Source organism: Enterococcus sp. HMSC061C05 (assembly GCF_001814765.1).
Taxonomy (GTDB): domain Bacteria; phylum Bacillota; class Bacilli; order Lactobacillales; family Enterococcaceae; genus Enterococcus_B; species Enterococcus_B lactis.
Map to the genome: position 1 here is coordinate 43,441 of NZ_KV817736.1, position 26,171 is coordinate 69,611.

28 protein-coding genes, 1 riboswitch and 1 other annotated feature are annotated in these 26,171 nt (G+C 37.5%); of the genes, 7 read left to right on the forward strand and 21 right to left on the reverse strand.

Annotated features, from left to right (window positions below; all coding sequences use genetic code 11):
• Window positions 1–73 precede the first annotated feature (73 nt).
• From HMPREF2988_RS05310 to HMPREF2988_RS05325, 4 genes are read right to left on the reverse strand one after another with little or no spacing between them, the layout of a single operon-like run.
• The gene (locus tag HMPREF2988_RS05310; protein WP_002290571.1) at window positions 74–526 is read right to left on the reverse strand and encodes a PTS sugar transporter subunit IIA; all 453 of its coding nucleotides are present in this window, start codon (window positions 524–526) and stop codon (window positions 74–76) included.
• Window positions 527–541: 15 nt separating this feature from the next.
• Window positions 542–856 (reverse strand): PTS fructose transporter subunit IIB, encoded by a 315-nt coding sequence (locus HMPREF2988_RS05315; RefSeq protein ID WP_070770136.1) that lies wholly within the window; start codon window positions 854–856, stop codon window positions 542–544.
• Window positions 853–1,260, reverse strand: coding sequence for a PTS sugar transporter subunit IIA (locus tag HMPREF2988_RS05320; protein WP_024635120.1), 408 nt, complete (start codon window positions 1,258–1,260; stop codon window positions 853–855). The genes HMPREF2988_RS05315 and HMPREF2988_RS05320 overlap by 4 nt, the downstream gene beginning before the upstream one ends.
• The gene (locus tag HMPREF2988_RS05325; protein ID WP_070770137.1) at window positions 1,250–2,734 is read right to left on the reverse strand and encodes a BglG family transcription antiterminator; all 1,485 of its coding nucleotides are present in this window, start codon (window positions 2,732–2,734) and stop codon (window positions 1,250–1,252) included. The genes HMPREF2988_RS05320 and HMPREF2988_RS05325 overlap by 11 nt, the downstream gene beginning before the upstream one ends.
• Window positions 2,735–3,012: 278 nt before the next feature.
• Between HMPREF2988_RS05325 and HMPREF2988_RS05330 the strand changes: the two genes are divergently transcribed.
• The 3 genes from HMPREF2988_RS05330 to HMPREF2988_RS05340 all read left to right on the forward strand — a co-directional run bounded on the left by HMPREF2988_RS05330 (window position 3,013) and on the right by HMPREF2988_RS05340 (window position 6,813).
• Complete coding sequence (locus HMPREF2988_RS05330; RefSeq protein WP_002315678.1) at window positions 3,013–3,720, forward strand: GntR family transcriptional regulator; 708 nt, start codon at window positions 3,013–3,015, stop codon at window positions 3,718–3,720.
• A 126-nt stretch (window positions 3,721–3,846) separates the two neighbouring features.
• Window positions 3,847–5,010 carry a glycoside hydrolase family 88 protein gene (locus tag HMPREF2988_RS05335; RefSeq protein ID WP_024635121.1) on the forward strand — a complete coding sequence of 388 codons (1,164 nt, stop codon included), beginning with the start codon at window positions 3,847–3,849 and terminating at the stop codon, window positions 5,008–5,010.
• A gap of 15 nt (window positions 5,011–5,025) precedes the next feature.
• Window positions 5,026–6,813 carry a glycoside hydrolase family 35 protein gene (locus tag HMPREF2988_RS05340; RefSeq protein ID WP_070770138.1) on the forward strand — a complete coding sequence of 596 codons (1,788 nt, stop codon included), beginning with the start codon at window positions 5,026–5,028 and terminating at the stop codon, window positions 6,811–6,813.
• Between the two features lie 126 nt (window positions 6,814–6,939).
• Here HMPREF2988_RS05340 and HMPREF2988_RS05345 read toward each other — a convergent pair whose 3' ends face one another.
• The 5 genes from HMPREF2988_RS05345 to nagB form a co-directional block, all read right to left on the reverse strand.
• Complete coding sequence (locus HMPREF2988_RS05345) at window positions 6,940–7,773, reverse strand: hypothetical protein (protein ID WP_070770139.1); 834 nt, start codon at window positions 7,771–7,773, stop codon at window positions 6,940–6,942.
• Window positions 7,760–9,496, reverse strand: coding sequence for a DUF2264 domain-containing protein (locus HMPREF2988_RS05350; protein WP_070770140.1), 1,737 nt, complete (start codon window positions 9,494–9,496; stop codon window positions 7,760–7,762). Before HMPREF2988_RS05350 ends, HMPREF2988_RS05345 begins: the two co-directional genes overlap by 14 nt.
• 380 nt (window positions 9,497–9,876) lie before the next feature.
• Window positions 9,877–11,016, reverse strand: a complete 1,140-nt coding sequence (locus tag HMPREF2988_RS05355; RefSeq protein ID WP_002290560.1) for an AI-2E family transporter — start codon at window positions 11,014–11,016, stop codon at window positions 9,877–9,879.
• A 178-nt stretch (window positions 11,017–11,194) separates the two neighbouring features.
• Entirely contained in the window at window positions 11,195–11,908 is a 714-nt protein-coding gene (locus tag HMPREF2988_RS05360; protein ID WP_002290559.1) for an MgtC/SapB family protein, read from the reverse strand.
• A gap of 258 nt (window positions 11,909–12,166) precedes the next feature.
• Complete coding sequence (gene nagB, locus HMPREF2988_RS05365; RefSeq protein ID WP_002287787.1) at window positions 12,167–12,868, reverse strand: glucosamine-6-phosphate deaminase; 702 nt, start codon at window positions 12,866–12,868, stop codon at window positions 12,167–12,169.
• A 233-nt stretch (window positions 12,869–13,101) separates the two neighbouring features.
• Here nagB and HMPREF2988_RS05370 point away from each other — a divergent pair, with 233 nt between their 5' ends.
• Window positions 13,102–14,634 (forward strand): ABC-F family ATP-binding cassette domain-containing protein, encoded by a 1,533-nt coding sequence (locus HMPREF2988_RS05370; RefSeq protein ID WP_070770141.1) that lies wholly within the window; start codon window positions 13,102–13,104, stop codon window positions 14,632–14,634.
• Window positions 14,635–14,689: 55 nt separating this feature from the next.
• Here the strand turns inward: HMPREF2988_RS05370 and HMPREF2988_RS05375 are convergent, their stop codons facing one another.
• From HMPREF2988_RS05375 to rplK, 6 genes are all read right to left on the reverse strand, one after another.
• Window positions 14,690–15,880: an MFS transporter gene (locus HMPREF2988_RS05375; RefSeq protein ID WP_024635125.1), complete on the reverse strand. Its 1,191-nt coding sequence runs from the start codon at window positions 15,878–15,880 to the stop codon at window positions 14,690–14,692.
• Between the two features lie 81 nt (window positions 15,881–15,961).
• Window positions 15,962–16,651 carry a TVP38/TMEM64 family protein gene (locus tag HMPREF2988_RS05380; RefSeq protein ID WP_002291632.1) on the reverse strand — a complete coding sequence of 230 codons (690 nt, stop codon included), beginning with the start codon at window positions 16,649–16,651 and terminating at the stop codon, window positions 15,962–15,964.
• Between the two features lie 106 nt (window positions 16,652–16,757).
• Window positions 16,758–17,126, reverse strand: coding sequence for a 50S ribosomal protein L7/L12 (gene rplL, locus HMPREF2988_RS05385; protein WP_002291633.1), 369 nt, complete (start codon window positions 17,124–17,126; stop codon window positions 16,758–16,760).
• Between the two features lie 52 nt (window positions 17,127–17,178).
• A complete protein-coding gene (gene rplJ, locus HMPREF2988_RS05390; RefSeq protein ID WP_002291634.1) occupies window positions 17,179–17,682 on the reverse strand; it encodes a 50S ribosomal protein L10 in 504 nt (167 codons plus the stop codon).
• Window positions 17,683–17,885: 203 nt separating this feature from the next.
• Window positions 17,886–18,013, reverse strand: a sequence feature (ribosomal protein L10 leader region).
• A 78-nt stretch (window positions 18,014–18,091) separates the two neighbouring features.
• On the reverse strand, window positions 18,092–18,781 hold the full coding sequence (gene rplA / locus HMPREF2988_RS05395) for a 50S ribosomal protein L1 (protein WP_002291636.1): 690 nt from the start codon (window positions 18,779–18,781) through the stop codon (window positions 18,092–18,094).
• A gap of 103 nt (window positions 18,782–18,884) precedes the next feature.
• The gene (rplK, locus tag HMPREF2988_RS05400) at window positions 18,885–19,307 is read right to left on the reverse strand and encodes a 50S ribosomal protein L11 (RefSeq protein ID WP_002291638.1); all 423 of its coding nucleotides are present in this window, start codon (window positions 19,305–19,307) and stop codon (window positions 18,885–18,887) included.
• A 343-nt stretch (window positions 19,308–19,650) separates the two neighbouring features.
• On the opposite strand from rplK, the gene sdaAB reads away from it, so the two are divergent.
• Window positions 19,651–20,319 carry an L-serine ammonia-lyase, iron-sulfur-dependent subunit beta gene (gene sdaAB, locus HMPREF2988_RS05405; protein ID WP_002315670.1) on the forward strand — a complete coding sequence of 223 codons (669 nt, stop codon included), beginning with the start codon at window positions 19,651–19,653 and terminating at the stop codon, window positions 20,317–20,319.
• Between the two features lie 12 nt (window positions 20,320–20,331).
• Complete coding sequence (gene sdaAA / locus HMPREF2988_RS05410) at window positions 20,332–21,204, forward strand: L-serine ammonia-lyase, iron-sulfur-dependent, subunit alpha (RefSeq protein WP_002309997.1); 873 nt, start codon at window positions 20,332–20,334, stop codon at window positions 21,202–21,204.
• A 92-nt stretch (window positions 21,205–21,296) separates the two neighbouring features.
• Here sdaAA and HMPREF2988_RS05415 read toward each other — a convergent pair whose 3' ends face one another.
• The 5 genes from HMPREF2988_RS05415 to rpmG all read right to left on the reverse strand — a co-directional run bounded on the left by HMPREF2988_RS05415 (window position 21,297) and on the right by rpmG (window position 24,449).
• Complete coding sequence (locus HMPREF2988_RS05415; RefSeq protein WP_070770142.1) at window positions 21,297–22,397, reverse strand: lactate oxidase; 1,101 nt, start codon at window positions 22,395–22,397, stop codon at window positions 21,297–21,299.
• A 91-nt stretch (window positions 22,398–22,488) separates the two neighbouring features.
• Window positions 22,489–23,394 (reverse strand): alpha/beta fold hydrolase, encoded by a 906-nt coding sequence (locus HMPREF2988_RS05420; RefSeq protein WP_083314604.1) that lies wholly within the window; start codon window positions 23,392–23,394, stop codon window positions 22,489–22,491.
• 65 nt (window positions 23,395–23,459) lie between these two features.
• Window positions 23,460–24,005 carry a transcription termination/antitermination protein NusG gene (gene nusG, locus HMPREF2988_RS05425; RefSeq protein WP_002294580.1) on the reverse strand — a complete coding sequence of 182 codons (546 nt, stop codon included), beginning with the start codon at window positions 24,003–24,005 and terminating at the stop codon, window positions 23,460–23,462.
• A gap of 100 nt (window positions 24,006–24,105) precedes the next feature.
• A complete protein-coding gene (gene secE, locus HMPREF2988_RS05430) occupies window positions 24,106–24,276 on the reverse strand; it encodes a preprotein translocase subunit SecE (RefSeq protein WP_002309994.1) in 171 nt (56 codons plus the stop codon).
• 20 nt (window positions 24,277–24,296) lie between these two features.
• Complete coding sequence (gene rpmG, locus HMPREF2988_RS05435; protein WP_002294578.1) at window positions 24,297–24,449, reverse strand: 50S ribosomal protein L33; 153 nt, start codon at window positions 24,447–24,449, stop codon at window positions 24,297–24,299.
• 161 nt (window positions 24,450–24,610) lie between these two features.
• Here rpmG and cbpA point away from each other — a divergent pair, with 161 nt between their 5' ends.
• Window positions 24,611–25,255, forward strand: coding sequence for a cyclic di-AMP binding protein CbpA (cbpA, locus tag HMPREF2988_RS05440; protein WP_002315667.1), 645 nt, complete (start codon window positions 24,611–24,613; stop codon window positions 25,253–25,255).
• A 55-nt stretch (window positions 25,256–25,310) separates the two neighbouring features.
• On the opposite strand, the gene HMPREF2988_RS05445 is transcribed toward cbpA, so the two are convergent.
• Window positions 25,311–25,814: a QueT transporter family protein gene (locus HMPREF2988_RS05445; protein ID WP_002315666.1), complete on the reverse strand. Its 504-nt coding sequence runs from the start codon at window positions 25,812–25,814 to the stop codon at window positions 25,311–25,313.
• Window positions 25,815–25,826: 12 nt separating this feature from the next.
• A riboswitch (PreQ1 riboswitch) is annotated at window positions 25,827–25,873 on the reverse strand.
• Window positions 25,874–26,171: the final 298 nt, after the last annotated feature.

Below are 26,171 nucleotides of genomic sequence, written 5' to 3' on the forward strand. Positions count from 1 at the left end.
TGCAATATACGTATGGGCAATCCCAACTGTACATGCAGCTACTCCTATGATCTTCATGTTTTCTTCCTCCTTTTTATGATGCAAATGCTGCGATGACCTCTTTTGTCTCTTTTGCTTTGATCAATTGCTCAACAACTTCATCATTTCCTAGTTTCCTTGCAAATAAAGATAACAACTTCAAGTGAGTTTTAGCCCCTTCATTATCATTGCCCACAGCAAACAAAATAATTCCTTTTACCCCTTTACCATCTAATGTTTCCCAAGGGATTTCTCGAGCTGTCACTCCAATTGCTACCCCGATCTTTTTGACAGATGCACTTTTTCCATGAGGAATTGCAATGTAGTTTCCAATACCTGTCTGCCCTTCTTTCTCACGAGCATATATATCTTTCATAAATTCTTTTACATCGGTGATATACGCATTTTCCAACAATATAGTTGCTAATTCTTCAAGTACTTCTTCTTTTGTCGTTCCTGCTAAGTTTGTTTTGATCGTATTCGGATCGATAATGTTTGTTACTTCCATGGCATTTCCACTCCTTCACGCTTGTTTTACGACTTCAACGCCTTTTTCGATTAGTTTATTGGGTGATTTGATGGCGATTTCTGTCGGTACTTGAATGATACGTTTTCCTTCAAATCGTTCTCTGCCACTTATTTTTACATCAATTGCCAGAATCACGAAATCTGCTTCTTTTATTTGTTCTGGGGTTAATTCATTTTCGATACCAATCGTTCCTTGCGTTTCGATATGCATCTCGTGTCCTGCTTTTTTGGCTGCATTTTCTAATTTTTCTTGTGCAATATACGTATGGGCAATCCCAACTGTGCATGCGGCTACTCCTACGATTTTCATCTTTTATCTCTCCTTATTTTCTTTAATGTTTGCATAAATGTTTCGTCCGCTAAACATCTCATAAAATTTGCTATTTTCTTCTTTTTTTCCGTAGTTTCGTTTGGTGAAAGCAATACAAAAAGAATCAAATCGACTTGTTCGATTGCTTCGTTCCATTGAATAATGGTTTTTTTGGGATACAAAATGATGATTTTTGATTCAGTGATCAACTCATGTTCAATATGAGGAAGAATGATCCCCTCTTCGATTTGAATATTTCCATTTTGTTCACGCATAAGAAAAGCTTCCATCAATATGCTTATTTTCTCTTCTTCTCCAGGGTAAAGTGAACTTGCTAACCAATGATATGCCTCTCGTTGAGAAGTAACGGATACTTCGATTCTTTCGATGAACTCATCTTTCATTATAGATTTCCCCAATCTTTTTCTGGATTCGTGATTGATCATCTGCTGTTAGCATCGCACTAACAAGTAATGTATGGACTCCTAATCGTGAGCGGATTCCAACAGTTGTCAAAATCAATTCGATGTTCGGATTTTTTTCTAAAGCCGTACGATAGTTTTTTGTCGCAATGACATCTACTATATTTAAGTCTGGAAATTTTTTGATGATTTTTGCTTTCAACAATTCAGAAGTTCCAATACCTGTCGTACACATAATCAATGTTTGAATCGGTAATTGTTGTGTTTCTAACATCCGTGCGAAATACAACGTTATGAAGCCAATCTCATCTGCATTGATTAGAGGTAATTTGAAGTGCTGACTGACTTCTTTAGATACTTCAGACACACTGTTATAGATTTTTTCATAGGTCAGCTGAATTTGGTCCAACAAGCCATTTTTTACGTGGATACGATTTTTTAAGCGATTGATCATTGGTTTGATATGATTGGCTAGATCAATAAAAATACTTTCATTTGTCACTTTCATATTGATTCGTTTGCCTACTTCTTCTAAATAGTAAGTAGTGATTTTTTCTACCTCTTCTGGAAATTTTTTTATTTCTTTTGTTGTTTTTTCCATTCTTGAGGAAACTAGATACTGATAGAGATAGTAAGATTCATTCACAGATAACGAAGTTGCCAGATATTTTTCAACATTTTGTATAACGATTTCGGCTGTTTTTTTAATTTGGTTATCTTTTTCAAAGAATTCAATTTGTTGCGTGGTTAGTTCCTCTTCTCTGGCGGGAGCACTCCTTTTCCTTGAGCGACTGATCAAGATATACAGATGTGAAAAAATATTGACATTGTAAGGATAAGGAAGTCCACCTTCTAATATTTTTTCGATTAGCTTTAATTGATCTGAAACGAACAAGACATCGTAACGATTGAAGTTGAACGTTTTCGAAGCATTTATTTCATCGATATCAAGGATATTCATGCGCCAAATAACTTCTGCAAGCCCTCTACGTATATCTTCTTCTAAACCTTTGATGGCTAATGTCCGATTTTTTCGAATCAATTGAAGATCAAACTTCCTCAACTTTTGTGCGATACTTTTCTCATCATTGGAAATTGCCGAATCACCCACCTCGTAGGCATTAAAAAGCTCAGATATCCTGATTGCTCTTGGTGAAGACAGTAAAAGTTCCTCCATTACACGATTCTGACGTTCATTTGGCGATAGACTAATCGATAGATTACTTGTTTCTTTGTTTCGTTCAATAAATTTTTCGTAGTCTAATTTATACCCTTTCCCCTTTTCTGATAAAATCAAGTGACCATTTTGAAATTCTGTATTTATTTTTTTTACTAAGCGGTAGACCGTTTTAGTCGAGGTATCTAATAAATCAGCTAATTCTTCTGAAGTCATGTAATGATTTTGTTTTGACAAGAGCAACACTAATTTATTTTCTCGATTCATTTGACTAGTCATGATCCTTCCCCCTTTGCATCTTTATCATAACCATTTTTATTCCATCTGTTTCACTGAAATTTGTCCATTGCATCAGACATTTTTGTATCCGCTTTCTAAAGTGTGATGTTTTATCCCAATTTTACTTCTATTATTTTTATAAAGTTCCACTAATTTCATCTACCATCATAATTTTATTTACTTCTGCAACAGCAGAATTCATGGGTTTTAATTGATTTGGATATGTTAACATGTTATCCTATTAGATAATGATGTTGTAAGAAAGGAAGACTTCTAGTATGATTCCTAAATACGAGCAAATCAAGCAAGACTTACTTGAAGAAATCAAAAACCACCACTTTATTCCTGGTGATAAATTTTACTCAGAAGCAGATATCAAACGGAAATATTCTGTTAGTTCAATTACTGCAGTCAAGGCTCTCAATGAACTAACTGCTGCAGGCTATCTCTATCGTATCCAAGGAAAAGGAACATTCGTTTCAAAATCAAAAGTTTCTCAAAGTGTGAAATTCTCTGATATCGAACTACATTCTTTAGATAAAGAAAAAGTTAAAGTACTCTCGATTGAGGAAGAAAATGAAATGGATATTTTAAAGGAATTAGGCTTACCAGCAAATGCTTCTTACTATAAAATTAAACGCGTTCGTTTCTTTGAAGACACACCCTTTTTGGTCCACATCACTCACTTACCAAAAAAATTAGTGAAAGAACCAATAGCAAAAGATATTTCTGTCTATTCAAGTATATACGAAAAAGTTCGTAAAGATTTTGGGATTGATCTTTTTTCCCTTGCTTCTGTGGAAACAAATGAAATTGTTTTCCCGGAGAATGCAGAACTACTTAATCTATTAAATCTAAGTTTCCGAGAACCTGTTGTCCAACAAATCAAACACTCTTACTTAGCAGATCAAAGTGTAGCAGAATATATCATCAGTTATAAACATTGGAAATACTTTAAAACAAAAATTGAAGTGGAAGCGGAATAGCTTTCACTTTTTTGTTTGCTCTCTTCTAATAAACTTTTTTAAATCCTCTTCAATACTCGCTTTTTTTTCCTAAATACGGTATACTACTTTTAAGTTAATATGTTAACATTTTAAGAGGAGGTAACTATGAATATTCAACAAAAAAAGGAAATGTTGATTGACTTGGGAACATTTGTAGATAAAAATTGGTTGGATGAACAATTTGAATGGTGCATGATGCGTATCAAAAAAAATATGGTTCGTTTCGGGTTAGATTTCCCTTCAGCTTGTGCAACAAACGGAAAATATCGAATCAAAAAAAATGATGATTGGACAAATGGTTTTTGGACGGGAATGCTTTGGTTATCTTATGAATGGACAAAAGAAGAGAAATTTCTAGTACGTGCAATGGAAAATATCCATAGCTTTCAAAAACGCTTAGACCAACACTTCGTCCTTGATCATCATGATATCGGTTTTCTTTATAGTTTATCTGCTGGAGCCGGGTATAAAGTCGTGGATAGTCAGTTGTGTAAAGAATCGCTTTTACAAGCTGCGAATATTTTAGTGGCAAGATTTCAGAACAAAGGGAATTTTATCCAAGCTTGGGGAGCATACGGTGATCCTCTCGAATACCGTTTGATTATTGATTCTTTGATCAATCTTCCTTTGTTGTTCCAAGCATGTACGCTTTCTAATGACCCACATTATAAAGAAGTGGCTTTCAAGCATTACCAGACATTGTTGCATACCGTGATTCGTGAAGATGCCACGACTTTCCATACCTATTACTTTGACTCAAACACAGGAGTTCCAACACATGGTGCAACGCATCAAGGTCATAGTGATGAGTCGATCTGGGCTAGAGGGCAAAGTTGGGCGATTTTAGGGATTCCACTAAACGAGCGATACTTGCATTCTGTTCCTTTTCCATTGAACTACAAAGCGATCGTCGATGTTTTCTTAGAACATTTACCTCAAGATTTTGTACCTTACTGGGATTTTGATTTCAATGATGATTTTCCATCAGATAAAGACAGTTCTTCTCTAGCGATTGCTGCATGTGGATTATTAGAAGCAGAAAAAATGGAAGCGTATCCTAAAGCAAAAGAAATAGCAAAAGGAATGATTTATCAATTAGGAACACACTATACTGCTAAAAATGATCCAGAAAATGAAGGATTGCTTTTACATGGCGTTTATGCTCATGCGGAAGGAAAAGGAGTCGATGAGCCAAATCTATGGGGCGACTACTTTTATTTAGAAGCACTTATGCGTTTAGCAAAACCTGAATGGAACACTTACTGGTAAGGAGAATGAATAGACATGCAAAGATTTAAAATAAAAGACGAATTTTTAGTCGACGGTATTCCTACAAAAATCATTAGTGGGGCAATCCATTATTTCAGAATACCCCCTTCTCAATGGGAGCACAGTTTATATAATTTAAAAGCACTAGGAGCAAATACGGTTGAAACTTATATTCCGTGGAATCTTCACGAACCACAAGAAGGTTCCTTTGATTTTTCCGGATTCAAAGATATCGTTCAATTTGTAAAAATTGCTCAAGAATTAGACTTGATGGTAATTTTACGTCCTTGCGCCTACATTTGCGCTGAATGGGAATTTGGTGGATTACCTGCTTGGTTATTGAAAGAACCTGATATAAGAGTACGTTCTACCGATCCTCGATTTATGGAAAAATTGAAAAATTATTATCAAGTACTTCTACCAAAACTTGCACCTCTTCAGATCACACAAGGTGGTCCAGTCATCATGATGCAGCTCGAAAATGAATACGGTTCTTACGGAATGGAAAAATCTTATTTACGCCAAACAAAAGAATTGATGCTTGCACATTCGATTGATGTTCCTTTATTTACCTCCGATGGTGCTTGGCTAGAGGTGTTAGATGCTGGTACATTAATTGATGAAGACATTTTTGTGACTGGTAATTTTGGAAGCCACTCAAAAGAAAATGCGCAAGTCTTAAAAGAATTTATGCAGAATCATCAAAAAAATTGGCCGATCATGTGTATGGAGTATTGGGATGGATGGTTTAATCGATGGGGAGAACCTATCATTACGCGTGATCCCGAAGAATTAGCAACTGAAGTAAAAGAGATGTTAGAAATTGGTTCCTTGAATCTTTATATGTTCCACGGGGGAACAAATTTTGGTTTTTATAATGGGTGTTCTGCTCGAGGCAATACAGATCTTCCGCAAATCACAAGCTATGATTACGATGCACTATTAAACGAAGCTGGACAACCTACTGAGAAATATTATGCAGTTCAAAGGGTCATCAAAGAAGTTTGTCCATCTGTTTGGCAAGCAGAGCCCCGAACAAAAACGTTAAAAAATCTAGGGACTTATCCGGTAAATAAAAGCGTTTCTCTATTTCATATAAAAGAACAGATTTGTGAAGAAATCAAAACAGATTACCCTTTGACAATGGAACAAGCAAGCAATGGCTACGGCTATTTATTATATTCACTTACCTTAAAAAACTACGGACATAAAAATAAATTACGTTTAATCGAAACAAACGATCGTGCACAAATATATATTGACGGCAAATACAATCAAACGCAAACACAAGAAACACTGGGTGATGAAATGATGATTGAAGGACAAAAAAATCAGCCCACTATCGCATTAGATGTTCTAGTTGAGAATTTAGGAAGAGTCAATTACGGTGCAAAATTGAATAGTCCCTCCCAATCAAAAGGGATTCGCAATGGTGTTATGCAAGATATCCATTTCCATCTTGGATACCGCCATTACCCATTGACTTTCGAACAAGCTCAACTAGATAAAATCGACTATTCCGCTGGCAAAGACCCGTCACAGCCTTCTTTTTATCAATTTGAGTTTGATCTTGCTGAAGAAGCAGATACTTATATCGATTGTTCTTTATATGGTAAGGGGGTCGTCATCATCAATGGATTCAATCTTGGGAGGTACTGGAATCATGGGCCTGTTTTATCACTATATTGTCCAAAAGATGTACTAAAAAAAGGCAGAAATGAAGTGATTATTTTTGAAACAGAAGGTATATCGATTGATACATTGATTTTTTCAGATCAACCAATAAAAAAAGATTTGTCATGAACGATTCAAAATAATCATCCTGTAAATTAGCTTATACAAAAAGGGAGTCCTACGAAAATCATTATTCGATTTTCAAAACGGATTCCCTTTTATAGTGAATAGCTTTTCTATCATTATTTCTCTTAATCAAGTACAAGTGATTACTTCTCGTCCGAAAATCTCAATTTGTGTTAATGCTGGGAATGGTGACGTATCTTCTGCTTTTTTCAAATTTTTCAAAGTAACTGAACTCGTCATTTTTTCAGGAAAGTAAAACGATTGAAATTCAAGCGTATCTGTTGTTGCTACTTTTATTGTTTCTCCATCAGAAAAACAAATAGAAACTTCTGTCCAATAGCTATCATGTGGATAATCTCCTCGAAACAAAAGATTTACTCGATCGGTTTGGATTGAGCGTCCAAAGTCGATCGTCAAAGTTGCATCTTTTTGCTGATTGATTCCCCAAGAAGTAAATGGATAGGATCCATGTGAGCGATTACCAAACTTTCCGTCAATCGCATTTTTAGCAAAAAAAGTCACATCATTTCTCGTCTCTACATTAGCATATGCATGTGGATATGCTCCACTGAACAATTTTTGATCATGAGGGTTTGTAGATACATTCCGATAGCTTTCCACTTCAAAATCATAGGCTTTACGAACATATATGTGATGTCTTTTTGAACGAAATCCCGTCTCTACTGAAGCTTTCGTTTCTTCTAGCGGAATCACATATTCCCATTTCTTCTCTGGAATATAAAGAAGTGTCGGTGCCAATGTTTCATCTAATTGCACAACAAAATAGTGATCATTTTTCTCTTTCGTTATGACCAGTTTGTCTCCTACTTCATATGTGTGATTTTTGATTGCTAAAACTGCTATTTCTTCTCCATTTGCAGAAAATGCGGTTTCTTTTTTCTCGTGATCGATTTTGCCAATAACTGCTTGATTATTTTTATTTTTTAGATCAATTTGGATCATTTTTTTCTCCTCCATTTATTATTCCGCCAACTAAACAAATAAAGCGATGGGTACCAGGTTCGATTTTCTTTTTCAAATAGGGAAGATTGGTTCTTGGAAAGAATACAGAAGTATTTGGTTCTAGCACCTGAATCCCTGCTTCTTCATACCCCTCGATTGCAATGATTTGAGACACATGCGTTTCTTTTATTTTTGCACAGTCTTTCGCCAAAGTTATTTCTGGTTCTTTTACCAAAAGACTAAATCCGCCTTCTCTTATCTCTAAAGGAATCGTCGTATATATCTCATGGAATCGAACATGCCATTCACCAAATGGGTAAATTTCTGTTTGGATCAGCACTTCTTGGAATGGTTGCCATTCATACATAACAGAAGTCTCTGTTGCTTCACTACTTCGTACCTTTTTCTTTGTCCTGAAATATTCACCGTCTCTTGAAAGAGCTAATGTATTATCAAATGCCCCTTCTCCATATGTGATTCCCGCTTTTGGCACACTAAAGCCGAATTTAGTAGAGTAGACAAACTTACTATACTTCGCTGGGGCATGCGCTTGGCCATCAATCATCAAACCATATGGATAACCAAGTACATGTTTTCCTTCTTTTGCCTGACACAAAAGCATATTTCCATTATCAATCAATCTTTTCTCTTTGGTATTGACTGGTTCAGGTTTGGCTTTCCAATACGGATGTTCTTTTTTTGTTGCTAGTAATAAAAATACTTTTAATGCCCAATAGGGAGACCCCGGTGCGTTATAACCTTCTGCCATCACAAGGTTCTCATAATGATACCCAATGGATAGCCGTCCGTCATAAGTAAAGATATCGTGTGTCATCCACTGCTTCATATGGTTGGAAAGAAGCGTCTTTATCTGACCCCAAGGGATTGCTTCCACTTCTGCAAAAATCAATGCAGAAAAAAAAGCACCTTGTGCAAATCGATAGATGAGACTTCGTCCATAAGGTAACGCTTCTCCATCGGAATCGAAATAATAAATATAGTCCTTCGTAAACTCTTTTGCACGATAGATGAATTTTTCTGACCATTCAGGAAAGTCATCTTTCATTAATTTGGCAAAAATCAATCCATAATAATGAAAAGCAAAAGGAACATAGTAATCTTTTTGCGAAGATTTACCGTCGATATACCAGCCTTTTCCTACATACATCGTGTCAATAAAGCGTAATTCTGCTTCCATTTTTTCTTTATCTAATGATTCACCACAATGTTTTAAAGCGATTCGGATCAAAATTTTGAAAAATGTCCAATTATTTTTAGGTATTTTTTTATCTAAGGCTTGTTTTAGCCAATGAATCATCTGTTTTTTGGAAGTGCCTGACAGTTCATCAAAGAAATAGTTTCGATTCAATAACAGATTCAAAGATAACGCTGCCATTTCTACGATATATTGATCATAATCGTTAATATCTCCCCAATAAAATGAATCTTTTGGATTCATCCCTTTCAAGATTTTCTTTCGATAGATGTCTTTCAACTCATCTTTCGTCCCATTATTCATCCAATAAGGTGCCAGTCCCCATAATGGACGAATAAATGCCTCCATCTCTGCTCTCTTCTCGTCATAAACAGCGCCGCTACTCCCTAGACGTACTCCTGGTTTTTCACTATTGAATAGTCCCTGTTTTAAAGGCAGAATCATCTCCTCTAGTGCTTCTTCGAAATCGCGCCGCGTCAAAAATAGATTTTGTTTTAACTGATTCATGACAACCCTCCGAATTCTTTTTCTTTAGGATACCATGGTAGAAAATCGGTTTCAGGAGAGACTTCTGAGTGAGATGAAAATGAAATGAGTGAGAAAGCAGGATAATCAAAACTTAATATGTTAGCACACTTAGTATTGTTTTCTCTTGGAAGCATTTCTTGTGATTTCTTCTTTTTACTTACTCTATCTAAAATGAAAGAAATCTAATATACCTTTGAGCCATTTCCAGTAAACAATATTTACCCCATGATTTGTTAATTCGTCCACCCTAAACAGGACGGAACGGTTAGGTTATAAAAAAGCATCCACTGGATCATATAAATAAGAATCTCAGCATACATCTAAATAAAATGAACGCTAAGATCCCCTTTTAAATAGGCTTATTCACTTGTTTCTTCCAGCACTTTTGGACTATCTAACTTTTCAGAAACATGTTCCATTCTTCTCAATAAATAGATTTTCCGGATATTTAATATTATCGTCTTAATGACTGCATAGACAGGTATACAAATCAGCATGCCTAATATTCCTGCGACACTTCCTGCTCCAATCAATACCAAGATGATCGTCAGTGGATGGATATTCATTGATTTCCCAAACAACAACGGCTTGATCAAATTTCCATCTAATTGTTGGATCACTAGAATCGACAACGCCATGTACAAAGCTTGAAATGGAGAGATAAACAAACCGACAATGATTGCTGGTACTGCTCCAATAAAAGGGCCGACATATGGGATAATATTCGTGATGCCGCAAATGACCGCAAGCAATAAGCTATAAGGCTGATTGAATATTCTCATTGCCAAAAAGCTCATCACACCAATAATCAAAGCATCTAAGATCGTACTGCTGATATAGGCAGACAATGTTTCATTTAATTCTTTCACTGTTTGGCGCAACTCTTTACGAATCGCTTTCGGAAAAAAATGAGACAACGCATCAATAAATTTGTGTCCATCCTTAAACATAAACAGCAAGATAAATGGAACGGTAAATAACAAAATAAAAAATTGCATCATGAATGAAATGATTTTAGTGACACTTGCAGATAAGCTGACCAATATGATATTGAACAAATTACTGAGAGATAAATTCGCTGATGCTAATTGTTCTTCCAAATTGAAATTTTTAAACTCTTCTCGCTGCGCCAATTCATTTAACCATTTGCTTGTTTCATCTGCATAGATTGGCAGGCTCTGAGTCAATTGAATCGTCTGCTCCACTAACTGAGGCACTACATTCATGACAGTCAAAACAACTAAAATGATCACGACCAAAAATGTCAATAAAAAACCGAACACTCTCGGAATCCGATGCTTTTCGAGAAAAACAACGATTGGATCGAACATATAATAGATAAAACCAGCCACAAGCAACGGCAAAAAAATAGCCGAAAGCATTTTCAATATTGGACTAAAAATATTCGGCATTTGTAAAATAAAATACACGCCGACGATCGTGAGTACTAGCTCCACTGTCCAGAAAAATAATTTTGATTGTTTAAAACGTGATTGCATACCTCTCCTCCAAATTCCTTTGATACTTCTATTTTATCATTTAACAAAGAATTACGCGCTGAGATTTTCATTTGCTTAAAAAAAACAAAATAAAAAAGGAAAGGTATTTTACTGATCAGAAGAGTACTTCAACAAAAACACGATCCGCCCAAAATAAAAATCGTTTTGGGCAGATCGTTTATTGCGCAATACTGACTAAATGCAGCTTTGTGATATTTTTGTGCACGGACAATTCCTCGATCACATCGGCATAAGTGAGTCCTTTAGGAAGATCGATCGTATATATATTTTTATATACACGATAGTCATCAACGAATTTCACATCAAAATTCACATCTTCGATCACGATATTTTTCTCTTCAAAATAATCGGTAAGAAAATCTTTGGTTTCTTTTCTATGGATAAATTGGATTTCTAACTTTTTAGTTGTAGGTACATGGATCACGCGTTTCACTACTGTGAGTGCAATAGCAATCCCGATAAAACTGATGATCGCAATGGAATAGTAACCCATGCCGATGGCGATCCCTAATCCGGCAATAGCCCATAAAGAAGCGGCAGTCGTTAGTCCCGTCACTGATTGTTTCGTGACGATGATCGTTCCAGCACCTAAGAAACCGACGCCACTCACTACTTGAGCAATCAGCCTTGCTTCATCTGAACGGATCGTTCCAGCAAGCTGTGGATACGCTAAAGCATCTCTTAATGCTCCACTAGCAATCTCGACTTGGATCAATGCAATGATACATGCTCCCATACAAACTAAAATATGTGTACGCATCCCTGCTGGACGATTTTTATATTGTCGCTCAAAGCCAATTGCTCCGCCAAATAGCATAGCGATCCCTAAACGTAAAATAATCTCTGGAATTGTCAATACCATATCATTCATCTAAACACCCTCCAGTCCAATATATCATGTCTGAAAGGAGCAGACAAAAAAAGTGCAATTTTTACCTCTTACGAAAAAGAGCGTGGGACAAAAGTAAAGAAAAACTTTTGTCTCACGCTCTAAACATGTGTAAACGGCGGAAGCAGAAGCAACTCCTTTGGAAATAAGCTGAAATTCACAAAAATTTGAAAAGCAATTTTCGTGAATTCCTTCTTATTTCTTGGAGTTAAACGCTTCTGTCCCAGCCTCTTTGGTAAATTACAATTTACTTGCTGCTTCTTCATCGATGATCACAACGACATTGTCGTGGTTTTGCAATACACTTGCTGGTAAATGATTCGTTACAGGTCCTTCAATCATCCCTTTGATTGCATCAGCTTTGCTTTCGCCAAACGCCATCAAGACAATTTCTTTACTTTTCATGATCGAGCCAATTCCCATTGAAACAGCTTTTGTTGGTACATCTTCTGCTTTATCAAAGAATCGTTTGTTTGCATTGATCGTTGATTCTGTCAAATCAACTACTGAAGTTGTTCCGTCAAATGAAGCACCAGGTTCATTGAAACCGATATGTCCATTTTGCCCGATTCCTAAAATTTGGATATCGATTGGATGAGCATCGATGATTTGATCATACTTTTTGCATGCTGCTTCCAGATCTTCTGCTTTCCCATCTGGTACAAATGTTTCTTTGAATGGTTTTTTATCAAATAATTGGACATCCATGAAATGGCGGTAGCTTTGTTCATCTGAACCACCTAGTCCAACGTACTCATCTAAGTTTACAGAAGTCATTTCACTGAAATCCAAATCGCTTGAAGTCATTTCTTTATATAAAGTAACTGGTGTGCTTCCTGTTGCCAATCCTAATACTTTTGCACCTTTGTTCATACCTTCTTTGATGATTTCAAATGCTTTTTTTCCGCCTTCTTCAGCGTTTTTTACACGAATGATTTCCATAGTGATTGCTCCTTTGTGTTTTGGTATAGCCCAATTATAGCATTCTTTTTTTCTTTTTACAATAATCAGTATAGACCAAATTCTATTTTTTTCATTTTCTTGACAACAAAAGGGCATCCGTGTTAGGTTTCATAAGATGGTTCAATCAAACAATCCATGTTGCATGAAAACCAAGCACTTGATTCACTGTGGACGCTTTATGTCTGCAGTTTTTTTATGAAAAAGGAGTTATTATGAGTATACTGACATTAAACAACATCACCCAGCAGTTCGGCGATAAAATCCTCTATGAAGGAGTCGATCTGCAATTAAACGCTGGCGAACATCTTGGGCTGATCGGACAAAACGGAGCCGGCAAAAGTACATTGATTAAAATCATCACTGGTGAGATCCTGCCAGATGACGGACAGATCCATTGGCAAAAAAATATTCATAAAGGTTACCTCGATCAATATGTAGAAGTCGATGAAACATTAACGATCGAAGAATTTCTAAAAATTGCGTACGCAAAAGAATACGAAAAGGAAGAAAAAATTGCTTTTCTTTACCAAACATATAGCGAGACCTTCGATGATTCCTTGCTGGAAAAAGCTGGGAAACTCCAAACGGAATTAGACCAAGGAGTGTTTTATCAAATCGACACCTTAGTTGCTGAGATGAGCAGCGGGTTGGGGATCGATGTCTTAGGTTTAGATTCACTGTTGAAAAATCTAAGTGGTGGACAACGTTCAAAGGTGATTTTAGCAAAACTACTTTTAGAAAACCCAGATGTTCTGATCTTAGATGAACCAACCAATCACTTAGATGATCAGCATATCCAATGGCTGACGCAGTTTCTTCAGGATTTTGACGGTGCGTATATCGTGATTTCCCATGACCAAGAATTTCTTGATCAGATCACCACCCATATCGCAGACATCGAGTTTGGAAAGATTACTAAGTATACTGGCCATCTAAAACAAGCATTAAAACAAAAGGAACAAAATCGCGAAAGCTATTTGCGCCAATATCATGCTCAACAAAAACAAATCGAAAAGACCGAAGCTTATATTCGGAAATACAAAGCCGGTTCCCGATCAACGATGGCAAAAAGCCGACAAAAACAATTAGATAAAATCGAACGGCTGACACCTCCCGCTTCAGCAAGTAAAGCTGTCTTTGATTTTCCATTCTCTCCTATTGTCACGACGTTGGCAGTGGAAACAACTGATTTAGTCATCGGCTATGATCGACCGCTACTTGCACCAATCAATTTGACCATCCGGTTTGGTGAAAATATTGCCATTCGAGGCTTCAACGGGATTGGGAAATCTACTTTGTTAAAAACATTGATTGGTGAGATCGAAAAAATAAGTGGCGATTTCCACTTCCCAGATAACACAAAAATCAATTACTTTTCACAAGATCTGTACTGGGAAAATCCATTAGAAACACCACTACAATACTTAAGTAGTCAATTTCCAAAAGCAACTATCAAAGAATTACGTCGCCAATTAGCTAAAGCTGGACTAGTCAATCAATTAGCAAGCGAACCTCTCACTACATTAAGTGGTGGAGAACAAACCAAGGTGAAACTTGCACAGTTGACAATGAACCAAGGTAATTTACTGATTCTCGATGAACCGACGAACCATATTGATCAAGAAACGAAAGAAAGCTTACAAGATGGCATTCAGAAATTTCCAGGAACGGTGATCATCGTCTCTCATGAACAAGAATTTTATCAAGATCTTGTTCAACGAGTTATTGAGATCGAGCCAAAATAATGAGACAAAAAGACAAAAAAACTGATGATAGCATGATCATCAGTTTTTTTGTTGTTCAGTTTTCTTTTTTCTCTCGAAAAACAACGAATTGAAAGAAAAACGCACATCCCTGAAAAACAAGTCCGCTAACCGTTACACCTAACCAACCATACTGCTGCCACATGGTCGTCCCTAGCAATGAACCAGCCGCACCTCCAATAAAGTACATAAACATAAATACAGTATTATTTCGGTTGCTTGCTGCTTCTCCTAGTCCTTGTACTCGTGTTTGATTGGCGACTTGACCAAATTGATTCCCGACGTCTAATAAAATAATAGCTAAAAGCAAAATGGCCAAATGGCTTCCGCCAACCAATAAAGCAATAAAACTTATTGTTTGCATAACAAGTCCCATATATACAATTTTTCTTTCAGAATAAGAATCTGCCAGTCGTCCCACGATAGGTGCAGCGACTGCTCCAGACAACCCAAAAATCGCTAATATCCCTGCTTCAAAAGTCCCCCAATTGTAAGCGGGACTGCTGATATAAAAAATCAACGTAGACCAAAAGATCGAAAATGTGCCAAACATAAAAAATCCGCTGACTGCCGCTTCTCTTAATAAACGTTGAGAGGCAACTAAATGCGGCAAACTTTTGAGTGAATCAAGGTATGAAACAGATGTACTACTTTGCTGAACAGAACGCGGCATCTTCCAGTAAAGCAGAAGTGTAAGAATCCCGACTGCACATAAAGCAAATAAATAGATCATCCGCCAAGAAAAAAGACTGGCAACAATACCAGATACCGTCCGAGAAAGCAAAATCCCCACGAGTAAACCGCTAAGCAATGTTCCCATGACTTTTCCTCTTGCTTTTGGTCCCGCTAGTACCGCACCGTAAGGAATGATGATTTGCGGCACGATCGAAAGTAATCCTATTAAAAAAGAAGCGCATGCAAATAACGTAAACGAAGGCGCAAAAAAAGCGGCCAACAGCGAGATAGCAGATAACGCTGCCATTCGTATAATTAATTTTGGACGATCCACCACGTCCCCTAAAGGAACTAAAAACAGTAGCCCTAGTGCATAGCCTAACTGGGTCAGCATTGTCAATATCCCGACTGCACTTGTGCTAACAGATAAACTAGCTGCTACTTTTGTTCCAATCGGCTGGATATAATACATATTAGCAACAACGACGCCGCAAGTGATTGATAATAATAAAATAAGCGATGTTGTTAAAGATGTTTTTTCTTTACTCTCCATTGATTTCCCCCATTTCCTATCTTAGTTTACAACTTATGGAAAAGATTGGAAATAGAAAAATACAACTATTCGCCATACTTATTATTTTTGTCTTTGTTTTCCTTGTTTTTTCTTGCGATCTTTATAAATGAAGACAACTAACCCTACTAACACAGTAACACTTGCAACCAACGTGACTGCAGTTTTGTTATATCCGTGAAACAGAGCTTCTCCCCCACACGCATACAACACAGATGAAGGGATGACTCCAATCACGATCGACATTACGATTTGCTGAAGAGGCAGTTTCATCGCATCTGCAGCAAAATTGACCATAGAAGATGGGATCACCGGTATCATGTAACCTAACATTACGCCTATTTTTGGATGTCTCATTTGCCGAATGGATCGCACCCAATGATTTTTTTCAGTTTTCTTGTCTAAAAACTTCAATCGGTGCATCAAAAACACAGCGGAGATATTGCCCAGAGCATTCCCTAAAACATTGATACCTGCCCCAATGAACGGACCAAAGCTCAATCCGGCAATGACACCAATAACCGAAGTAGGGATACCGGGAACAGCACACATCACTGCCGTTAATACGACTAAAAGAAGCCCTGCGAAAAATCCGTGAGAACGGATATGAGCCAGTAGCTGTGCTTTACTTGCTTTCGGGTTCAAAAATAATTGTATATCTGTCTGGTATTCCAAATACAACCGATAGCCCACCATCAGTATCAGAACGATTCCCAACGTGATCAAAATCAATCGGATTTTTTTCTTTTTCATATTACCTCCTGAAAAAAACTATATTCATTAAATAATAGTTTAACATAAAAACAAAAAAGCACCGAAATCCAAGATAGGATCTCAGTGCTTTTAAATAGTTAAAAAATTATTTAACAGTTACAGATGCGCCAACTTCTTCAAGTTTAGCTTTCAATTCGTCAGCTTCTTCTTTAGATACGCCTTCTTTAACTGGTGCAGGAGCGCCATCAACTACAGCTTTAGCTTCTTTCAAGCCTAAGCCAGTTGCTTCACGAACTGCTTTGATAACTTTAACTTTTTGGTCTCCAGCTGCAGTTAATTCTACAGTGAATTCTGTTTGTTCTTCAGCAGCAGCAGCGCCACCAGCAGCAGCTACAGCTACAGGAGCAGCAGCAGATACGCCAAATTCTTCTTCAATAGCTTTAACTAGGTCGTTAAGTTCTAGGATAGTTGCTTCTTTTAACTCAGCAACGATGTTTTCAATGTTCAATGCCATTATAATTTCCTCCGTTTAAATGTTCTTTTTTATTTAATACTTTATGCGGCAATTAAGCTGCATCTCCATCTTCTTTGTCTGCCACTGCTTTGACAGCGTAAGCCACGTTGCGGACTGGCGCTTGTAGTACAGATAGCAACATAGATAGAAGTCCTTCGCGATTTGGCAATTTTGCCAATGCTGTGATTTCTTCCAATGAAGATACTTTACCTTCGATGATACCGCCTTTGATTTCTAATGCTTTTGCTTCTTTAGCAAATTCGTCCATGATTTTCGCTGGTGCAACTACATCTTCGTTACTGAATGCAACGGCTGTAGGTCCAGTGAATACTTCGTCCATGCCTTCAAGGCCAGCTTTTTTAGCTGCACGTGAAAGGATTGAGTTTTTGATAACTTTCATTTCTACGTTAGCATCACGAAGTTGTTTACGTAAACGTGTTACTTCATCAACTGTTAATCCGCGGTAGTCAACGACTACTACTGATGCAGCTGCTGTAAATTTTTCGCTTACTTCATCAACGATTGCTGCTTTTTTTGCGATAATTGCTTCACTCATTTTTGAGTTTCACCTCCTGAATTTTGATGGAAGAGTTTTTTGAACTGAAAAGGCAAATCACTTGTATAGTTTCTTTGCTCAACCAGTATTGTTCATCATCTCTTCACTTCGTTCATAGTGATTCTACTCGCTTTGCTCGAAAGGAAACTCCTTTCGCTTTGCTCAACCAGTATTGTTCATCATCTCTTCACTTCGTTCATAGTGATTCACAATAAAAAACTCTATGCCACCGCAGACATAGAGGGACTATTGAATATATTCAATAAACGTCCTCGGTAGGAAATTAAGGCTTGGAGCCACCTACTGTCTTCGGTACAAGTTAATTATTAACCTCAACTAGCTTAGCATGCTAAACTAGTTGAGTCAAGAATTATTTTTCAGTTGGATCAATCAACGTTCTAATATTTGATTAGAAAGAAGCTTGGTCAACATGGATACCAGGTCCAAATGTTGTTGTGATCGTTACATTTTTCATGTATTGACCTTTAGCTGCTGATGGTTTAGCTTTTAGCAATACATCATGGATTGTTGCAAAGTTTTCAACTAATTTTTCATCATCAAATGAAACTTTTCCGATTGGTACATGGATGTTTCCAGCTTTGTCTACACGGTAAGTTACTTTACCAGCTTTCACTTCGTTTACTGCTTTTGTTACATCCATTGTAACTGTACCAGTTTTAGGGTTTGGCATTAAGCCTTTTGGTCCTAATACACGTCCTAGACGACCTACAGTAGCCATCATATCAGGTGTTGCAACAACTACGTCAAAGTCAAACCATCCGTTTTGGATTTTTTGAACCATGTCGTCGTCACCTACGAAATCTGCACCAGCTGCTTCAGCTTCTTTTGCTTTGTCTCCTTTAGCAAAAACTAAAACAGTTTGTGTTTTACCAGTTCCGTTTGGTAATACAACAGCACCACGGATTTGTTGGTCTGCTTTTTTAGGGTCTACGTTCAAACGGTATGCAACTTCAACTGTTGCATCAAATTTTGCAATGTTTGTTTCTTTTGCTAAAGCTACTGCTTCGGCAACAGGATAAACTTTACTTGAATCAACTTTTTTTAATGCATCTTGCATTTTTTTGCTCTTTTTAGCCATTTTGGTTCCTCCTTGATTGTGGTTATAACGGTTGTACCTCCCACGTGTTCTATATCTTTCAATATAGAGCCAACTGAGAAGCTGCTGTCTTAGGGTGTAGAGATTATTCTACAGTGATCCCCATGCTTCGTGCAGTTCCTTCAACCATGCGCATTGCTGCTTCAACGTTAGCTGCGTTTAGGTCTTCCATTTTTAATTCAGCGATTTCTCTTACTTGATCGCTAGAAACTTTCGCAACTTTATTTTTGTTTGGTTCACCTGAACCTTTTTCGATTTTAGCTGCTTTTTTCAATAGAACAGCAGCTGGCGGTGTTTTTGTAACGAATGTGAATGAACGGTCTTCGTATACAGAAATAACAACCGGAATGATCAAACCTGCTTGATCAGCTGTACGAGCGTTGAATTCTTTTGTGAATCCCATGATATTGATACCCGCTTGACCTAGTGCAGGACCTACTGGTGGAGCTGGAGTTGCTTTCCCTGCAGGAATTTGCAATTTAACGATTTTTTCTACTTTCTTTGCCACGAGACATACCTCCTTAAGTCCGTGATGTGGTTAATTGGAGATGCATATTTCTCCTCCCACGTTTTATCTGATCTGAAAAAATCCAGACAAATAATGTGCAAAACAATGCACACTGGTACAGTATAGCAAATTTATTTGTTTTTTCAAGATTTTTTTCTGCTATTTTTACATTTTGCTTGAATAAACGCTAAATTTATTCTAAAAAAACAACAATTTTTCGTTCCCATTTCTTCTTTTATGTTACACTTGCGCTAGCATGGTTCAACAGATGAAAGCAAACAATAACGCGGTTTTTTTAGACCCTTGTACAAAGATTCCTACATAACAAAATGAGGTGGAGAAAATGAAAGATTTAAGGTATAGAAGTGTCTTTGATATTATTGGACCTGTGATGATTGGTCCAAGTAGCTCCCACACAGCTGGAGCAGCTAGAATTGGGAAGATCGTACGCAGTATATTTGGCGAGCAACCTGATTCTGTAGATATTTATCTATATGAATCATTTGCAAAAACCTATCGGGGGCACGGAACAGACATTGCATTAGTTGGCGGTCTATTAGGAATGGAACCTGATGATGAACGTTTAGCTGATTCTTTGAAATTGGCATATGAAGCAGGCATGGAAGTCTTGTTTGTTCCTAAGAGTGAAAAAGCCGAACATCCGAATTCTGTAAAGATGCTTCTAAAAAAAGGAACACGAAAGCTTTCAGTTACTGGCATTTCGATCGGCGGTGGCAATATCCAGATTTCTGAATTGAATGGATTCAAAATTTCTTTAAGCATGGGAACACCTACCTTGATCGTTGTTCACCAAGATGTTCCAGGGATGATCGCTAAAGTGACTGGTATACTTTCTGAAACCAATACGAATATCGGTACTATGACAGTGACACGGGAATCAAAAGGCGAAAGTGCCATCATGATCATTGAAGTAGATAATCCTCAAGTTGAAGAAACAGTAAGAAGACTCAAACATCTGCCAAATATCGACAGCGTAAACTATTTCGATTAAGGAGCTGAAAAAATGTTTTTATCGATTGAAGAATTAGTAGACCAAGCGAAAGCTTATTCAAGTGTAGCAGAATTGATGATTGCAGTTGAAATGGAAATGAGCGGTCGTTCCCGTAGTCAGATCATTGCGATTATGGAAAAAAATCTTTCAGTAATGGAACAATCGATCAACGAGGGAAAAGAAGGTGTCACCTCCGTCACAGGGATTACCGGTGGCGATGCAAAAAAATTAGATGATTATTTGAACGAGGCAGATTTTTTGAGCGGAGAAACGATCTTAAAGGCTGTACGCAACGCTGTAGCTGTTAACGAAGTCAATGCAAAAATGGGATTGATTTGTGCTACACCGACTGCTGGAAGTGCGGGGGTTGTTCCTGGTGTATTAATGGCTGTCCGAGATCGGCTTGGTTTGTCACATGAACAGCAATTGGAATTTTTGTTTACTGCTGGCGCTTTCGGGTTAGTAATCGCGAACAACGCTTCTATTAGTGGCGCAGAAGGGGGTTGTCAAGCAGAAGTTGGTTCTGCAAGTGCAATGGCGGCGGCAGCTTTGGTTTGCGCAAAAAACGGGACTCCTCATCAAGCAGCTCAAGCAGTAGCCATCACATTGAAAAATATGATGGGACTGATTTGCGATCCTGTTGCAGGTTTAGTTGAAGTACCTTGTGTCAAACGTAATGCTTTAGGGTCTTCTCAAGCTTTCATCTCTGCTGACATGGCATTAGCGGGTATCGAAAGTGTCATTCCACCGGATGAAGTCGTTGCTGCGATGTATCAAGTCGGACGACAAATGCCATCGATTTTCAAAGAGACAGCAGAAGGCGGCTTAGCTGTTACGCCAACTGCTAAGCGACTTACAGAAGAGATTTTAAATAAGAGGTCGTAAAAAAGCTGCCTAGTTTCGAGTATTAAGAGATTAGTTATTTCCATCACAAAAAAACGAAGAGACGCACAGTTAGGCCTCTCTTCGTTTTTTTATTAATCCATCAATTTCGTATTTTTTACTTCATCAATCGTTTTTGTTCCTGCAAGTTGCATCGTGATCGACAATTCTTTGTTCAGGTGTTCAAAAACAGAAGTTACCCCTTCTGCCCCACCTAGATTCAATCCATAGATCACTGGTCGGCCAATCGCAACTAAGTCAGCACCACTTGCCAAAGCTTTAAAGACATGTTCTCCTCGACGGACGCCAGAGTCGAAAATCACTGGTACACGTTTATTGACTACTTCGGCAATTTTTGGCAATACTTCAAAGGAAGCAGGACCTCCGTCTAATTGTCGACCCCCATGATTAGATACCCAGATACCATCTGCCCCTGCAGAGATAGCGATGACTGCATCTTCTGGCGATTGTATTCCTTTTACGATGACTGGAAGATTGGTGATTTCTTTGATTGTTTTGATGTCATCTGGTGTCAAGCCTTGTTTTGCAGCTGCATAAATTTCTGCAATTCCTTTTCCTTCGCCATTCCCACTTGCACTTTGTTCGCTATAAGCAGCTAAATTAGGCATTGGTAATGGAAATTGGAATTGATTGATCACATCTTCTTCACGGTAACCACCGAGCGTTGAATCTGCCGTTAAAATGATGGCTTTAGCCCCTGCTTCTACTGCTTTTTTCAAAATGAACTCATTGAATCCATCGTCTTTACTCATATATAATTGGAAAAACTGCGGTGCACCTGGCGCTGCATCTGCTGCATCTTTGATTGTCGTGTTTGCATAAGTGCTGATGGAAAAGATTGATCCAGCAGCAGCTACCCCTTTAGCTGTATCAGCTTCCCCTTTTTCATGTGCCAATCCTTGGGCCGCTGATGGCGCTTGGATAATCGGTGTGTCTAATTCAATTCCAAAAACTGATGTATGCAAATCTGCTGAGTCGATTCCGCGTAATATCCGTGGCATGATTTTTTTTGTATTAAAAGAAGTCGTATTTTCTTTCATCGTCCACTCATCTTCAGAACCACCGCGAATATAGCCAAAAGCTCCTGCTTCCATGCGCTCTTTTACAAGACCTTCTAGTGAGGCAATGTTTACGATATCGATTGGATGTTCTTCATTACTTGTATGATAAGTCATAGTAGATCCTTCTTTCATCTTCTTGATTACATATAAATCATACTATCCTTACAAAAAGTAAGCAAACATTTACTCTCGGATCCTTTTCTTGCTATTCATTCCAAACAAATCGACTAACAAGCTGATCTACTTCTTGGTTTTCATGAAGCATACTATGAGCGGCATTTTCGCCTTTTACTATTTTTTCTTCTACTTCATTTCCGTGTTGTTTCAACAACGCATAGACAGCTAATGCACTGTTTAACGGTACTGTCCCATCACTCAAGTCTGCTTCATCTAATTGTCCGGCAATCAGGAAAAATCGAGTAGTTGTAGGCATATTTCCGATCATTTGCTGATAATCTTGATAGCGGCTAGAAACAACAGCAGGCCCCTTTGCTAACTCCTCTGTCAGAGATTGCCCACTGTCATCGACAAAATCATTAAAAGGTGCACCAATTGCCGTAAATGTCTGAACTTGCGGCAATGACGTATCATGTCCATATGTTCCTAAATAGCGTAATGCACTAACCCCTCCCATGGAATGCCCCACTATGTTGACTTTGTCTATGCCCTCGTTTTCTTTCAGATACAAAAGACAAGATTTGATCCATTCTGCTTGGTTCCACTCGTTGTTTTTATTATCTTCAAACAATACTTGGACCATCGGATTGTCTGCTTTTCCAGACAAGTCCCCTTCTGCTTGTATTTGTCCATCTGCTCCTACTATTAAAACTAATTCTTTTACTGCTTTTTGATTTTTTTCCAAACGTTGCAACATCCCTTTAAAGGAATTTTCTGTCCCGCTGTAGCCATGGAAAAAAAGTGTTGGAATAGTGGTTTTTTCTATCACTTTACTGGATTCTACCGTTTTTTCTTTATCAGAAACTGCAGTAGTATTCGTCTTCGTCGTCTGGCAACCACTTATCGCAAACAAGCTGATAAGCACTAAAGCTGCTGTAGCCGCATGTTTGCATACATTTTTGATTCGATTTGTCATTCGCCTCTTCCTTTCCATATAGAAAAAAGAAAGACTTGAAAGGTCAATCGTATGATCGACATTTCAAGTCTCTTTATTAATCATTAATCGATTTTATCTACTTGATCGAAATCAAGTTCTGTACTTGTTTCACGACCAAACATATCGATGTTGACTTTCAATTTTTCTTTTTCTCCGTCAACTTCTGTTACTTGTCCTTCTAATCCAGCAAATGCGCCTTCGATGATTTTCACAACTTCGCCAACTTCTACTTCTAGATCATTTTGTCGTAGACTCATGCCGATAGAACGCAAGATATGATTGACTTCTTCTGGAAGTAGTGGTGCTGGTTTGCTTCCAGCTCCGTGTGAACCAACGAATCCTGTCACGCCTGGTGTGTTACGGACAACATACCAGGAAGCGTCTGTCATGATCATTTCAACAAGAACATATCCTGGAAATGTTTTATGAACGATTTCTTTTTCTTTCCCATTTTTGACTTCTGTTTCTTTTTCTTCAGGAACAACGACACGGAAAATAAAGTCGGCCATTTTCATACTTTGCGCACGAGATTCGATATTTGCTTTTACTTTGTTTTCATATCCTGAATATGTATGCAAGACATACCAGTTTTTTTCAAAAGATTCCATTGAAGGCTCCTCATTTCATTGTAAAATAAAAAAACCTCAGTACACCCGAAGTTTTTCTTTCGCTTCATTATAGCACTAAAAGCACATTGTGGCTAGCGAGTTATTTTAAGATCCAGCCAAATAAACTTTGGATTGCTGTATCCATTACGTAAAACATCAACCCGAAAAGAATAGAAGTTTCGATAACTACCAACGTATCTTTACGAAGTTGTTTTCTGTTTGGCCAAGTTACTTGTTTGATTTCATCTTTTACGCTTTTTAGAAATTTCATGAGACATCCTCCTTTGCTGTTTATTTCGTTTCTTTATGTAATGTATATTGATTACAATATTTACAAAATTTGTTGATTTCTAAACGTTCGCCGCTTTTTCCTTCACTGACTGATTTTGTGTAGTTACGAGACCCACAAACGGAACAAGCGAGTGCTGCTTTTTTCTTTGCCATTTACTTCTGCCCCCTTGCTGAGAATCAGACTTATACTTAATAACAGTATCACGTAACTTTTTACTTGTCAATTTGTGAAATAAACTATCTATTGTTTTAGATAAAATTATGATATGATTAATTTGAAATTAAGCTAAAATGAGACAATTGGAGGTATAGCGATGCTATTAAAAACACTTGTATATAAGAAAAAAGATCTGACAACCGTTACAGAGACTAGTACATTAGAAGAAGCATTAAAAATTTTAGAAACTTCCGGATACCGTTGTGTGCCGATCTTAGATTCTTCAGGGAATATTTTCCGTGGAAATATTTACAAAATGCACATCTATCGTCATAAAGCAAACGGCGGTGATATGACGCTTCCTGTCACTCATCTTTTGAAAAATGCCACAAAGTTCATTTATCTGGATACTTCTTTCTTCAAAGTATTCTTTACGATCAAAGAGCTACCTTATATTGCTGTCCTTGACAGTGAAAATCATTTTTATGGTATTTTGACACATAGCACATTACTTAATATGCTCTCTCAATCTTGGAGCGTAGAACAAGGAAGCTATGTGCTGACAATTGCTTCTACAGGAAAGCAAGGAGATCTGGCTGCTATCGCAAAAATCATTTCAAAACACAGTAGCATTGCCAGCTGCATTACTCTTGATATTGAAAAAGACGAATACATCCGACGTACATTGATTACGCTGCCGGCGAACACTGAACCAAAAGTATGTGAAACGATCGTCAACCACTTAGAGAAAAAGAATTATAAAGTGGTAGAAATCGAAAATTTGCAAAACCAAGAAGCATAATAAAAATGACAAAAGAAATACAGCTCAGCTGCTTTCTTTTGTCGTTTTTTTACAATTAGACACGCTTTTCAAAATCAAGCGAACGATCTAAATAATACATCAGTGGTGCTGAAACAGCCATGATGATGAACTCGCTTAATGCAAGTGTACCATAGGTTGTCCAAAATGCTTGGCCACCTGTCGGAACTAGCATATAAGCAATCAATCCCATGCTGATGGTAAAGAAGATCGTGTTCAATACTAAACGCATCTTTACATTTTTCACTTTGTTTTGCAACAAAGCTGTCAGACCTAAAGAAAGCAATGTTTGGCCACCACCGAAAACCACATCCATGATACCAAATCCAAAGAAGGCATTATAGACGATGACCCCGCCCAAAACTCCCCAAAGTAATTTACGGTTAAAGACAACTAAATGATTCAAACTTTCTGAAATACGAAACTGGATCGGCCCTGAGGATACAGGCGCAACTAAAATAGTTAACGCTAGATAAAGAGCCATGACGATACCATTTACAACGATTACGGACAACCGTTGTCTGCTTTTCGTTTTTTGCATTTTCTCTCCTCGTTTCTCCTAGTTTTTTTAACGCGGGATGGTTGATGAACCGCGATTATGTGAAACAAACAATAATTATAACAGACTTTTCATTTATTTCAATCTGTCTTATCTACTTTTGAAAAAAGTAAACAAGCAAAATGTAAACGTTTGCTAAAAGTCTCAAAATATGGTATAAGATAAGTGTAAGGGGTCATAAGAATTCCCAGTAAAGCAGACGAAGTAGGTTCTGCACGAACAGAATTGTTGTGAAACTTAAATAAATAAAAAAGGATGTGGGAATTTGAGCAACCTCTTACTAGAGAATAGTCTAGCAGGCAGCTGAAGGTCTAAGTGGACATACCGAACCTTGGAACT